The organism is Pantoea sp. JV6, assembly GCF_025910055.1.
In the GTDB taxonomy this organism is placed as follows: domain Bacteria; phylum Pseudomonadota; class Gammaproteobacteria; order Enterobacterales; family Enterobacteriaceae; genus Pantoea; species Pantoea agglomerans.
The window spans coordinates 13254-26269 of sequence record NZ_JAPCIM010000013.1; the positions used below are offsets into that span (position 1 = coordinate 13254).

Genomic DNA, 13016 nt, shown 5'->3' on the forward strand with positions numbered 1-13016 from the left:
CTAGTCAAACTCCAGTTCCACCTGCTCCGATCCAATCAACGAGCGCAGATCGTTAAGTAAACGATCGCTGGGCGAAATTCGCCACGCTGCACCAAAGCGCAGCTTCGCTCGCGCGTCGGCTCTCTGATAGTAGAGATGCACCGGAATAGTCCCTGATCGATGAGGTTCCAGAGACTGACGGAGTCGGTTTAATAGCTGGTCATCAATTTGCCTGTCCGTCAGCGAGATAGCAAGTCCGCGCGCGTATTTTTCGCGAGCTTCGTCGATGTCCATGACTTCACGAGCGGTCATTTTAAGGCCACCACTGAAGTCATCAAAGCTGACCTGTCCGCTGACGATCAGAATTCGGTCTTTCTCCAGCAACTGCTGGTATTTATCTAACGCATCGGTAAATAACATCACCTCAAGACGACCGGAGCGATCGTCCAGAGTACAGATACCAATTCGGTTGCCGCGTTTGGTGACCATTACCCGTGCCGCGATCACCAGACCGGCCGCCACGGTAATTTTACCCCGATCGGTAGGATGCATATCTTTCAGCCGCACCCCGCCAACATAACGCTCAATTTCTTTCAGGTACTGATTAATCGGGTGGCCGGTAAGGTAAAGCCCCAGCGTTTCCCGTTCGCCATCCAGCTGCACCTGCTCAGGCCACGGCGTGACGCTGGCGTACGATTTCTCAACCTGCTCCGGCTCTTCCGCCAGTACGCCAAACATATCAGCCTGGCCAATCGCTTCCGCTTTCGCGTGCTGATCGGCCGCTTTTAACGCGTCACTGAGTGAACTCATCAGCGCAGCGCGATGCGGTCCAAGGCGATCAAAGGCCCCGGACATGATCAATTTTTCCATTACCCGACGGTTGATCTTTTTGGTGTCGGTACGGGCGCAGAGATCAAACAACTCGCGGAAATAACCGCCTTCGTTACGGGCGTCGATGATCGCTTCGATCGGACCTTCACCGACGCCTTTAATCGCGCCAATGCCGTAAACGATCTCGCCCGCGTCATTAACATGGAACTGATAGAGACCGGAGTTGATATCAGGCGGCAGGACTTTCAGTCCCATCCGCCAGCACTCATCGACCAGGCCAACCACTTTCTCGGTGTTATCCATATCGGCGGTCATGACCGCAGCCATAAACTCAGCCGGATAGTGCGCCTTCAGCCACAACGTCTGGTAGGAGACGAGTGCGTAGGCCGCAGAGTGTGACTTGTTAAAGCCATAACCTGCAAATTTTTCTACCAGATCGAAGATCTTCATCGACAGTTCCCCGTCGATGCCCATGCTTTCGGCACCGTCGCGGAATACAGAACGCTGTTTGGCCATCTCCTCGGGTTTCTTTTTACCCATGGCGCGACGCAGCATATCCGCACCGCCCAGCGTGTAACCGGAGAGAACCTGGGCGATCTGCATCACCTGTTCCTGATAGAGGATGATGCCGTAGGTCGGTTCCAGCACCGGTTTCAGGCTTTCATGCTGCCACTGAATGTCGGGATAGGAGATCGCTTCACGGCCATGCTTACGGTCAATGAAGTTATCCACCATGCCGGACTGCAGTGGGCCAGGACGGAACAGCGCCACCAGTGCGATCATATCTTCGAAGCAGTCGGGCTTCAGACGCTTAATCAGATCTTTCATGCCGCGCGATTCAAGCTGGAACACCGCAGTGGTTTCCGAGCGCTGCAGCATATCGAAGCTTTTCTTATCGTCCAGCGGGATAGAGGCGATATCGATCGGCTCCAGCCCCTGCTTTTCCCGGCGCGGGTTGATCATCTTCAGCGCCCAGTCGATGATGGTCAGCGTACGCAGACCCAGGAAGTCGAACTTCACCAGGCCGGCATATTCCACATCATTTTTATCGAACTGAGTTACCGGGAACTGCCCATGCTCATCACAATAGAGCGGCGCAAAATCGGTGATCTTCGTTGGCGCAATGACCACGCCGCCCGCATGTTTACCGGCGTTACGCGTGACCCCTTCCAGCTTGCGCGCCATGTCGATCAGCGCTTTAACCTCTTCGTCCGCGTCATACATGGCGGGAAGCTGCGGTTCAGCAATAAAAGCTTTTTCCAGCGTCATGCCGGGATCGGGCGGGATCAGTTTTGAAATGCGGTCAACGAAGCCGTAAGGATGTCCCAGCACGCGGCCCACATCGCGAATGACCGCTTTCGCCGCCATGGTGCCGAAGGTAATAATCTGGGAAACCGCTTCACGTCCGTACATATCTGCAACGTGTTCGATCACCTGATCGCGCTTCTCCATGCAGAAGTCGACGTCGAAATCGGGCATCGAGACGCGTTCCGGGTTCAGGAAGCGTTCGAACAGCAGGTCAAATTCCAGCGGATCGATATCGGTGATTTTCAGCGCATAGGCCACCAGCGAACCGGCACCGGAACCACGCCCCGGCCCGACCGGCACGCCGTTGTCCTTCGACCACTGGATGAACTCCATTACGATCAGGAAGTAGCCGGGGAAACCCATCTGGTTAATAACGTTGAGTTCAATCTCCAGACGTTCATCATATTCCGGGCGTTTCTCAAGGCGTTCGGCTTCGTCCGGGAACAGGAACTCGAGACGCTCTTCCAGACCCTCACGGGATTTCACCACCAGATAATCTTCGGTGGTCATGTCACCGGTCGGGAACTGCGGCAGGAAGTATTCGCCCAGCCGGACCGTGACGTTACAACGCTTAGCAATCTCTACGCTGTTTTCCAGCGCTTCCGGGATGTCCGAGAAGAGCTCGCACATCTCCTCTTCGCTGCGCATATATTGCTGAGGACTGTAGTTACGCGGACGCTTGGGATCATCCAGCGTATAGCCATCATGAATGGCAACGCGAATTTCGTGCGCATCGAAATCTTCTGCATTGATAAAGCAGACTTCATTGGTGGCAACGACCGGTATTCCCTCTGCAATCGCCAGTTCAACTGCCGCATGCAGATAGCTCTCTTCGTCCTGACGGCCGGTACGAATCAGCTCCAGGTAGTAGCGATCGGGGAAATGTTGCTGGTAAAACGACAGGCATTGCGAAACCAGGGCATTGTTGCCGCGCAGCAGGCTGCGACCCACATCGCCGCGCCGTCCGCCCGACAGCAGGATTAATCCTTCCTGCAATTCAATCAGCCAGTCGCGGTCGATGATCGGTCCGTCCACGCCATACCCACGCTGATAGGCACGGGAGATCAGCAGCGTCAGGTTCTGATATCCGGTATTACTGGACGCCAGCACGGTAAGCTGTGTCAGTTCATCCCCCATCAGCTCACTGGCAACGTTGAAATCGGCACCAATGACCGGCTTTATCCCTGCGCTGTGCGCGCCACCGTAGAATTTCACCAGGCCACAGAGGTTAGTGAAGTCGGTAATCGCGATAGCCGGCATGCCAAGGGCAGCCGCCTTCTTGATTAACGGCCCGGTTTTCGCCAGGCCATCAACCATCGAATAGTCACTGTGGACACGCAGATGTATAAAACGGGGTTCAGCCATATCAGTTTCCGGTTAAAACAGCGTCAGGCTATTAAAGCGTAAGGGTCTGGCGTGCAGCCAGTACTTCAGCATCGAGCAGCGCATTGCGTACGGGCGCAAAACTGCGACGGTGGTGCGGCGTGACGCCATACTGCGTCAGTTTTTCCATATGCAGCGCCGTCGGATAACCTTTGTGCTGCGCAAAACCATACTGCGGGAACAGCAGATCGAGTTCGGTCATCTCCTGGTCACGCGACACTTTGGCGATGATCGATGCTGCACTGATTTCGGCAACCAGACTATCCCCTTTAACTACCGCCTGTGAAGGCATTGGCAGTGCCGGGCAACGATTACCATCAATCAGCACATAATCGGGCTGAATGCCGAGGCCAGCTACGGCGCGCTGCATCGCCAGCATAGTGGCATGCAGAATGTTGAGCTGATCGATCTCTTCAGGCTCTGCGCGTCCCAGACTCCATGCCAGCGCTTTCTCTTTGATTTCGTCATACAACGCGAGGCGGCGCTTTTCAGACAGTTTCTTCGAGTCGGCCAGGCCGGTAATCGGGTTTGCCGGATCGAGGATCACCGCGGCAGTAACGACCGCGCCAACCAGCGGACCGCGCCCCACTTCGTCCACACCGGCAATCAGTCTGGCGACAGGATAGATAAAATCAGGCATTCACCAGCTCCAGTACCGCATCCGCTGCCTGCTCATCGGCGTTCCAGCGGATCTGTTGATGTAATTCATGAAACGTCTGCAGGAGTGTTTCTCGCTCAGGCCCGGCATGCAGCAGCGGATCTAACGCTGCGGCCAGGGCTTCAGGCTGACACTCATCCTGCAGTAACTCTTTGACCAGCTCACGCCCTGCCAGCAGGTTTGGCAGCGAGACGTAAGGGGTTTTGACCAGCCGTTTTGCCAGCCAGAAGGTGGCCGGCTTCATGCGATAACCGACGACCATTGGGCATTTTGCCAGCATACACTCCAGTGCGGCAGTGCCTGACGCCAGGAGTGCGGCATCGCTCGCAATCATCGCCTCACGTCCCTGACCATCAAGCAGATGCATCGGCAGTTCGGGGGCGGTTTCGGCTTTAATCTTCTCAAACTGTTCGCGGCGACGGGCGTTGACCAGCGGCACCACGATTTCCAGTGCCGGATAGTGACGACGCAGCAACTGAGCGGTTTTCAGAAAATCGGCGCTGAGCATTTCCACTTCCGCACCCCGGCTGCCGGGCAGCAAGGCCAGGCAGAGCGCATCATCGGCAATGCCCAGATGACGGCGTGCAGCCAGCTTATCGGGTTGCAGCGGCATGGCATCTGCCATGGTGTGACCGATAAAACGACAGGGAACGTTATAGCGATCGTAAAAAGCTTTTTCAAATGGCAGGAACGCCAGCACCAGGTCGGTGTTACGACCAATCTTAAAGACACGCTTTTGCCGCCATGCCCACACCGAGGGGCTGACATAGTGGATAGTGCGAATGCCAGTGCGTTTAAGATTGCCTTCCAGCGTGATATTGAAATCGGGCGCATCAATCCCGACAAAGACATCGGGTCTGAGTTCGGTAAAACGCCGGGTGAGATCGCGACGGATTGTCAGCAGGCGTCGCAGGCGACCGAGCACCTCGACAATGCCCATCACCGCCAGCTCTTCCATCTCATACCAGGCTTCACACCCTTCTGCCTGCATCAGGGGACCCGCCACGCCGACAAAGCGTGCATCCGGATGACGGGCTTTCAGGGCACGGATCAGACCTGCACCAAGAATATCGCCGGAGGTTTCTCCGGCGACCAGGGCAATCGTTAAGGGACGCGCTGACATGGATTAACGAATTAATCCACGGGTTGAACGGGTGAAGAAATCGTAGAAAGGTTGCACTTCGCTGTGCTGCTGTGCGATGGCTTCGATCTCCGGTTTCACTTCCTCCAGCGTTCTGCCGCTGCGATAGAGCAACTTGTAGGCGTTGCGGATAGCGTGCAACGACTCTTTGCTGAAGCCGCGACGCTTGAGACCTTCGATATTGATCCCGAACGGCGTAGCGTGGTTGCCCTGCGCAATAACGTAAGGCGGCACATCCTGCGCCACGCCCGAACAGCCGCCAACCATCACGTGAGCACCGATGATGCACCACTGATGTACCGCTGTCATGCCGCCAATAATGGCGAAATCATCGACCGTCACGTGACCACCCAGGGTGGCGTTGTTGGCGAAGATACAGCGGTTGCCAATCACGCAGTCATGCGCGATGTGAGCATTAACCATCAGCAGATTATCGCTGCCCACTGTGGTGACCTGGCCACCCTGCGTGGTGCCGCGATGAATCGTCACGCTTTCACGGATGCGGTTACGATCACCGATCTCAACCCGTGTTGGCTCACCGGCATATTTCAGATCCTGATTCACTTCGCCAATTGAGGCGAACTGATAAATCTGATTATCTTTACCGATGCGCGTGTGGCCGTTCACCACAACATGTGACTTCAGTACCGTTCCTTCACCGATCTCAACATTCGCACCAATAAAGCAAAACGGGCCAATGTGAACGCGGGCGCCAATAATAGCGCCCTCTTCGATGACAGAACTGGGATGGATAGTGGCTGTTGGATCAATCACGAATTATGCCTCCCGGCTGCGGGCACACATCATGGTCGCTTCACAAACGATTTTACCGTCGACAGTCGCCACGCCTTTAAAGCGGGTCAGACCACGGCGGGTTTTCTCGAAAGTGACTTCCATGATCATTTGGTCGCCTGGTACCACAGGGCGCTTGAAACGGGCACTGTCGATACCGGCAAAGTAGTAGAGTTCGCCTGGCTCCAGTTTACCTACGCTTTTAAACGCCAGAATACCGGTAGCCTGCGCCATCGCTTCCAGGATCAGAACGCCAGGAAAAATCGGTTTACCAGGGAAGTGCCCCTGGAAAAACGGTTCATTAACAGAAACGTTCTTCACTGCACGCAGGTATTTGTGCTCTTCAAATTCCAGCACGCGGTCTACCAGCAGAAACGGATAGCGGTGCGGCAGCAGCTCTAAAATCTCTTCAATTTTCAGAGTATGAGTTTCAGTAGTCAAAATACTCTTCCTGTCCTAAAAATCTGATGACATCAATAACACGGCCTGCACAGATCAAAATGATCTTCCGCAGGCCGCAAATAGGTTCTGTGGCGCCGGGCTTCCCTGCTTAACATTTTTATTATGAAAGCCGGTCAGTTTTGGGATGGCGGTTAGTCGTCTTTGCCGACCTTGCGCTCGATGGCTTTTAAGCGTTTGCTCATGTCATCGATGTTCATCACCAGCGCTGCAGTTTTGCGCCAGGTTTTGTTGGGTTGCAGCGGAATGCCTGATGAATAGACACCAGGCTCTGTGATAGGACGCATGACCATACCCATACCGGTCACCGTTACTTTGTCACAGATTTCCATATGGCCGTTAATGACGCTGGCACCGCCAATCATACAGTAACGCCCAATTTTCAAACTACCCGCCATGATCACACCGCCTGCAACCGCAGTATTGTCGCCAATAACTACGTTGTGAGCGATCTGGCACTGGTTGTCTATGATAACACCATTGCCGATCAGAGTGTTATCCAGCGCACCGCGATCGATAGTGGTGCAGGCACCTATTTCTACGCGATCGCCGATTATCACCGCGCCTAACTGCGGGATTTTCACCCAGTTACCGCGATCGTTGGCATAGCCGAAACCATCAGAACCGATGACGGTACCTGACTGAATCAGGCAATCCTGACCGATTTCAATTTCGTGATAAACAGAGACGTTGGCCCAGAGACGGGTACCGCTGCCGATACGGGTTTTTTTGCCAACAAAACATCCTGCACCAATGACCACGTTATCGCCCAGTTCAACATCCGCTTCGATCACCGCATTGGCGCCAATGGCGACGTTGCTGCCGAGTCGGGCTGAGGGATCGATCACTGCACTGGGGGCAATATTTTGCGCTGGCTGTGGCGTGGTATCGAGTATTTGTGCCATACGCGCATAGGTCAGGTAGGGATCTTTGACCACCAGCGCTGCGGTATTGCACCACTCCAGATCCGCTTCCGTCAGCACCACGGCTGAGGCCTTAATCAGGGCGAGTTGCTCGCGGTAACGGCTGTTTGCAAGAAAAGTGATTTGGCCAGTTGTGGCGGATTGCATAGAAGCAATGCCGGAGATGACGATATCGCCATCTCCGTGCAATTCTGCATCCAACTGCTGGGCTAAATCAGCCAGTCGAATAGATGACATGAATTATTTAACCTGTTTCAGCACGTCAGCAGTGATGTCTTTTGCGTTTGACGCATAAGCCACCGCGTTAGCGTCGATCACGACGTCGTAACCATCGCTGTCAGCGACTTTCTTCACGGCATCCTGAATACGGCTCAGCAGCTTGTTACGCTCTTCCATCTGACGACGGCGATTATCCTGCTCAAAAGACTGGGCTTTTGTAGAGAAAGCTTCACGCTGAGACATGACATCTTTTTCCATACGGCTGCGTTCGCTCGCCTTCATGGTAGAACCGTCACGCTGCAGACGCTGCATTTTGGTTTGCAGATCGCGCTCCTGGCTCTGCAACTCAGTTGCACGGCCTTTGAACTCGTTTTCCAGCTGTTTAGCAACAGTCGCACGTTGCGGTAACTGTTGGAAAATGCTGGACACGTTTACCACTGCAATTTTGTCGGCAGCCTGAACACCAGCGGAAACCGCTAAAGCAAGACCCAGACCTGCGGCACACAACAACTTTTTCACTATAAACTCCTTACCATCAACGTTTGTGTCAGCGACACAGTGTTTGCCCCGGAACAGCAACAGGTGCTGTCCGGCAGCAATACTTCAGCTATGCATCCATGCTCAGAACATTACCAGGTTTTACCAATGTTAAACTGGAACTGCTCTGACTTGTCTCCATCGACTTTCTTCATCGGCTGGGCGTAAGAGAACACCAGCGGGCCGAGCGGTGACATCCACTGTAGCGCAACACCGCTGGATACACGGATATTGTTTGGATCGCTGTAGTCAGGAATGCCCGCCGCACGCGTTTCTGCGGTATTTTCCCAATGGGTATCCCACGCTGTACCGGCATCGACAAACACCGAGGTACGAACCGAGTTAGCATACTTCTCGCTCAGGAACGGCGTTGGCGTAATCAGCTCAAGGCTGGCAATCGCCATGGCGTTACCGCCTACCGCATCGTCAGACTTACAGACGCCATTTGGATCGGCGATTCGGCAGTTCGACGAGTTGTTATTTAAGTAGGCTGCTTTCGGTCCAATGGTGTTGGACTGGAAGCCGCGCACGGTGCTTGAACCACCGGCGTAGAAGTTCTCGTAGAACGGCATCTCTTTGCCGTCGAGACCATCGCCATAACCTACGCGACCACGGCCTAACAGCACCCAGGTACGATCCTGGTTAATCGGCACATACTGCTGAGTATCCAGCGTGGCCTTATAGAAGCTGTTATCCGAGCCCGGAATCGTCACCTTACCGTTCAGGTTGGTACGGTTACCGGACGTCGGGAAGAAGCCGCGGTCAAGGGTGTTATAAGTCCAGCCGTAGTTAAAGGTGAAGTCATCTGCTGAGAAATCACCTTCATCATTGAGCTGCTGCGGCTTGCCGACCGAGTCAAGATAACGCCACATCGCCACCTGCGGCTGCATGTTTGACAGGTCATTGTGGACATAGCCCAGACCGACACGCAGGGTGTTGTTTTCGTTAACCGGGAAGCCAAGCGTGCCATCCAGACCATAACTTTTGTTGGTATAGTCAGAAAGGTCCGCGTTATCTGCTTTAAAGTCGTTGTAGAACAGACGACCACCCAGACTGACACCATCAACGGTGAAGTAAGGGTCAGTCAGCGAGAATTCAGCATAGGTCTGGTAATCGTTCTTGGTCCCGCTGATGCCCACGGTATTACCGGTGCCCAGCCAGTTATCCTGCGTGACGCCGACCTGGAAGCTCACACCACTTTCGGTGCCGTAGCCGACGCCGAAGTTAAAGGTACCGGTGTTACGTTCTTTAACCTTGTAGACCACGTCAACCTGGTCCGGCGAACCTGGCACACGCTGAGTATCCACATCAACGGTTTCAAAGTAACCGGTACGGTTCAGGCGCTCTTTACCCTGTTCAACCAGATCGCTGCCCAGCCACGCGCCTTCCATCTGACGCATTTCGCGACGTAACACGGAGTCTTTCGACGTGTCATTGCCTTCGAAACGGACGTTACGGACATAATAACGGTTACCCGCATCCACATTGATATGCAGTTTTACGGTTTTGTCGGCGTCGTTGATTTCTGGCTGTGTTGCCACGCGCGGATAGGCATAGCCGTAGCGGCCCAGCAGTTTCTTGATGTCATCTTCCATTTTCGTGACTTTGGCGCCGTTATAAAGCTCGCCCGCCGGAATCTTGGTCAGATGTTCAATTTCTGCTGAATGGCCCGCCATGCTGCCATTGACGATCACGCCAGCGATTTTGTACTGGTCACCTTCGGTGATGTTCACCGTGATGTAGATGCCTTTTTTATCAGGCGTCAGGCTGACCTGCGTCGAATCGATGTTAAAGCGTGCATAGCCACGATCCAGATAGAAGCTGCGCAGGGTCTCGAGGTCACCCGCCAGTTTCTGCTTCTGATATTTACGATCGCCGACCACGTTCCACCATGGCACTTCATCGCGCAGCTGGAAGCGGGAAATCAGCTCATCGGAGCTAAAGGCTTTATTACCGACGATGTTGATCTGCTGAATTTTTGCAGAGACACCTTCAGTAAAGACCAGCTTCAGATCCACACGATTACGCGGCAGTGGCGTGACCACGGCTTTCACGTTGGCGGTATATTTACCTACGCTGTAGTAGAAATCCTCAAGCCCCTTCTCGATAGAGGAGATGGTGGTACGGTCCAGCGCTTCGCCGACACGGACACCTGAGGCTTCCAGATTTTGTTTGAGCTGATCCTCTTTCACCGCTTTGTTACCGGTGAAGGTAATGCTGGCAATGGTAGGACGTTCTTTGACCTGGACAATCAGCGTTGTACCGTCTCGCAGGACCTGAACATCCTCAAAGTTGCCAGTAGCGAACAGCGAGCGAATGGTATTTCTGACATCATCGTCATTCACCGTATCGCCAACCCGTACTGGCATGCTCAGCAGAGCCGCGCCGACGGCGACTCGCTGCAGCCCTTCGAAATGAATATCCTTCACTACGAAATCGTCTGCACCGTAAACGGTGGCGCTGCTAAACAGCAGCGACGCTATGAGCAACTTTTTCATCGCCATCGTTGTTATGCGTTTTCCTAACACATCCCTCGAATGTTCGCGTTCCAGCGGTTACAAACGTGAGAAATCATTGAAAAGTGCAAGCCCCATTAACAGCACCAGTAAAATTGAACCGATGCGATAACTAAAGTCCTGAACTCGCTCGGACACCGGTCCACCCTTGATCTTTTCGATCGCCAGGAAGAGCAAGTGCCCACCATCTAAAACCGGCAGAGGGAACAGGTTGATGATGCCCAGGTTGACGCTAATCAACGCCAGGAACATCAGGTAGTAAATCAACCCATACTCTGCTGACAACCCTGCACCCTGCGCAATCGAAATTGGCCCGCTCAGGTTGTTCAGCTTCACATCACCGGTTATTAACTTGCCCAGCATGGAGACGGTGAGCTTCATCAGTTGCCAGGTTTTTACACTAGCTTCACCGATAGCCGCAAACGCGCCATACTGTCTTACCGTCTTGTACTCTTCTGGCAGAGGAACAATGCGCGGAATGACACCCGCAAATCCCGCTTTACTGCCAGATTTCGCTTCTGGCGTCATCGTCAGCGCAATAGACTCACCGCCGCGATCCACCTCAAGCGCCATGCTTTTGCCGGGGTTATCCCGGACCTGCATGACAAAAGTCTGCCACTGCGATAATGGCTGACCATCGACTTTAACGATCCTGTCGCCTGCTTGCAAACCGGCTTCACTGGCTGGCGAGTTCGCCTGCACTTCTGCCAGCGTGGTCTCAATCTGCGGACCGCGTGGCTGAATCCCTAACGCGACGACCGGATCCTGCTTATCAGGCTCAAACTGCCAGTTACGCAAATCCAGCTGTTTCTGCTGGGTCGCGTCCTCGCCAAATCGAGCCACCGTTAAGGTGGTGCTGCTGTCGCCGATTTTACCCACCAGCGCCATACGCACAGCATCCCAGTCAGGCGTTTCGATACCGTCAACAGCCTTAAGTTCCATGCCGGGCGTAATTTGAGCTTCCGCAGCCACCGAACCGTTTAAAATTTCACCGATTACCGGGCGCACGCCGGGCACGCCGTGAATAAACACAACCCAGTAGGCAAAGATGGCAAAGATGAAATTAGCGACAGGACCTGCCGCAATGATGGAGGCGCGTTGCCAGACGGCTTTGTTGTTAAAAGCCTGATGACGAAATTCGGCTGGCACGCTTTCAACACGCTCGTCGAGCATTTTAACGTAGCCGCCAAGGGGAATCAGCGCGATGACAAATTCGGTGCCGTGGCGATCACGGCGCTGCCAGAGCGACTTACCAAAACCAATGGAAAAGCGCTCAACTTTGACGCCACAGCGACGAGCGACCCAGAAATGGCCAAACTCATGAACGGTAATTAATACGCCCAGCGCAACGATAAAGGCGACGAAACTCCAGAGTATGCTCAACATCTTTGCCTGTCCTTAAAGGGTGCGAAACACCAGCAGCAATAAACAGGCAAACACCGGCACCGCCGCAGTCAGACTATCAATACGATCAAGAATGCCGCCGTGACCAGGAATCAGATTACCACTGTCTTTGATGCCCGCTTCACGTTTAAACATGCTCTCAGTGAGGTCGCCCAGCACGGAGGCCAGCGTCGCGATAATCGCGCAAATCACCAGCGTACCGGTGGAAACCGTCAGTGGCGCCAGCGTCGCAAACAGCACTGCAATCAGCGCCGAGGTGACCAGACCGCCCAGGAAGCCTTCCCAGGTTTTGCCTGGTGAGACCTTTGGCGCCAGCTTGTGCTTGCCGAACATCTTGCCAAACATATAGGCACCTGAATCCGCTCCCCACACCAGCAGCAACACAAACAGCAGCCACCAGGCACCGGCGAAGTGGTCGGTGTCATAGTGATACTGGCGCAACGCCACCATGCCCCAGAAAAAAGGGACCAGCGTTAACACGCCAAACAGTAAGCGAAGGGGACGCGAATGGCGCCAGAAGGCCGCAGAAGCGGGATAGGAGAGCACCAGCAGCAGTGCAACGACCCACCACACCAGCGACGCCCAAAGCGATGTCGCGATCTGTGGCAGATGCACCGTGTGTTGATAAGGTGGCAGCGTAAACTGCATCAGCGCCAGCAGCAGACCACAAAGTACAGCCAGCCAGACGCGCTGTTGCCGTGATGCCATCCCTGCAAACTGACCCCATTCCCAGGCTGCCAGCATGCAGATAACGATGGTTGTAAGGGCGAAGCCAACAGGCGGTAACCAGAACAGTGCAGCTATTACCAGCGGAATTAATATCAACGCGGTAATCAGACGAGACTTCAGCAAAGGTTACCCCCAGA

10 protein-coding genes are annotated in these 13016 nt (G+C 54.3%); all 10 read right to left on the bottom strand.

Features of this window, described 5'->3' with window-relative positions; all coding sequences use genetic code 11:
- The 10 genes from dnaE to cdsA all read right to left on the bottom strand — a co-directional run bounded on the left by dnaE (position 1) and on the right by cdsA (position 13002).
- Complete coding sequence (gene dnaE, locus OK412_RS14170) at positions 1 to 3483, bottom strand: DNA polymerase III subunit alpha (RefSeq protein ID WP_010671865.1); 3483 nt, start codon at positions 3481 to 3483, stop codon at positions 1 to 3.
- A gap of 31 nt (positions 3484 to 3514) precedes the next feature.
- Positions 3515 to 4141 carry a ribonuclease HII gene (gene rnhB, locus OK412_RS14175; protein WP_022625455.1) on the bottom strand — a complete coding sequence of 209 codons (627 nt, stop codon included), beginning with the start codon at positions 4139 to 4141 and terminating at the stop codon, positions 3515 to 3517.
- Positions 4134 to 5282, bottom strand: coding sequence for a lipid-A-disaccharide synthase (lpxB, locus tag OK412_RS14180; RefSeq protein ID WP_010254138.1), 1149 nt, complete (start codon positions 5280 to 5282; stop codon positions 4134 to 4136). The genes rnhB and lpxB overlap by 8 nt, the downstream gene beginning before the upstream one ends.
- A gap of 3 nt (positions 5283 to 5285) precedes the next feature.
- Complete coding sequence (lpxA, locus tag OK412_RS14185) at positions 5286 to 6074, bottom strand: acyl-ACP--UDP-N-acetylglucosamine O-acyltransferase (protein WP_010254134.1); 789 nt, start codon at positions 6072 to 6074, stop codon at positions 5286 to 5288.
- Between the two features lie 3 nt (positions 6075 to 6077).
- A complete protein-coding gene (gene fabZ / locus OK412_RS14190) occupies positions 6078 to 6533 on the bottom strand; it encodes a 3-hydroxyacyl-ACP dehydratase FabZ (RefSeq protein WP_003852639.1) in 456 nt (151 codons plus the stop codon).
- A 152-nt stretch (positions 6534 to 6685) separates the two neighbouring features.
- Positions 6686 to 7711 carry a UDP-3-O-(3-hydroxymyristoyl)glucosamine N-acyltransferase gene (gene lpxD / locus OK412_RS14195; RefSeq protein ID WP_010254128.1) on the bottom strand — a complete coding sequence of 342 codons (1026 nt, stop codon included), beginning with the start codon at positions 7709 to 7711 and terminating at the stop codon, positions 6686 to 6688.
- Positions 7712 to 7714: 3 nt separating this feature from the next.
- On the bottom strand, positions 7715 to 8212 hold the full coding sequence (gene skp, locus OK412_RS14200) for a molecular chaperone Skp (RefSeq protein WP_010254125.1): 498 nt from the start codon (positions 8210 to 8212) through the stop codon (positions 7715 to 7717).
- A gap of 110 nt (positions 8213 to 8322) precedes the next feature.
- Positions 8323 to 10734 carry an outer membrane protein assembly factor BamA gene (gene bamA / locus OK412_RS14205; protein ID WP_010254119.1) on the bottom strand — a complete coding sequence of 804 codons (2412 nt, stop codon included), beginning with the start codon at positions 10732 to 10734 and terminating at the stop codon, positions 8323 to 8325.
- A 51-nt stretch (positions 10735 to 10785) separates the two neighbouring features.
- Positions 10786 to 12132 (bottom strand): sigma E protease regulator RseP, encoded by a 1347-nt coding sequence (gene rseP, locus OK412_RS14210; protein WP_033780608.1) that lies wholly within the window; start codon positions 12130 to 12132, stop codon positions 10786 to 10788.
- A gap of 12 nt (positions 12133 to 12144) precedes the next feature.
- Positions 12145 to 13002, bottom strand: coding sequence for a phosphatidate cytidylyltransferase (cdsA, locus tag OK412_RS14215; protein ID WP_010254111.1), 858 nt, complete (start codon positions 13000 to 13002; stop codon positions 12145 to 12147).
- Between the last annotated feature and the right edge of the window lie 14 nt (positions 13003 to 13016).

Excerpts from the sequence above, each read along its gene's own strand:
- lpxB (WP_010254138.1), bottom strand. The coding sequence starts at position 5,282 with ATGTCAGCGCGTCCCTTAACGATTGCCCTGGTCGCCGGAGAAACCTCC.
- rseP (WP_033780608.1), bottom strand. The coding sequence starts at position 12,132 with ATGTTGAGCATACTCTGGAGTTTCGTCGCCTTTATCGTTGCGCTGGGC.
- lpxD (WP_010254128.1), bottom strand. The coding sequence starts at position 7,711 with ATGTCATCTATTCGACTGGCTGATTTAGCCCAGCAGTTGGATGCAGAA.
- rnhB (WP_022625455.1), bottom strand. The coding sequence starts at position 4,141 with ATGCCTGATTTTATCTATCCTGTCGCCAGACTGATTGCCGGTGTGGAC.
- bamA (WP_010254119.1), bottom strand. The coding sequence starts at position 10,734 with ATGGCGATGAAAAAGTTGCTCATAGCGTCGCTGCTGTTTAGCAGCGCC.
- dnaE (WP_010671865.1), bottom strand. The coding sequence starts at position 3,483 with ATGGCTGAACCCCGTTTTATACATCTGCGTGTCCACAGTGACTATTCG.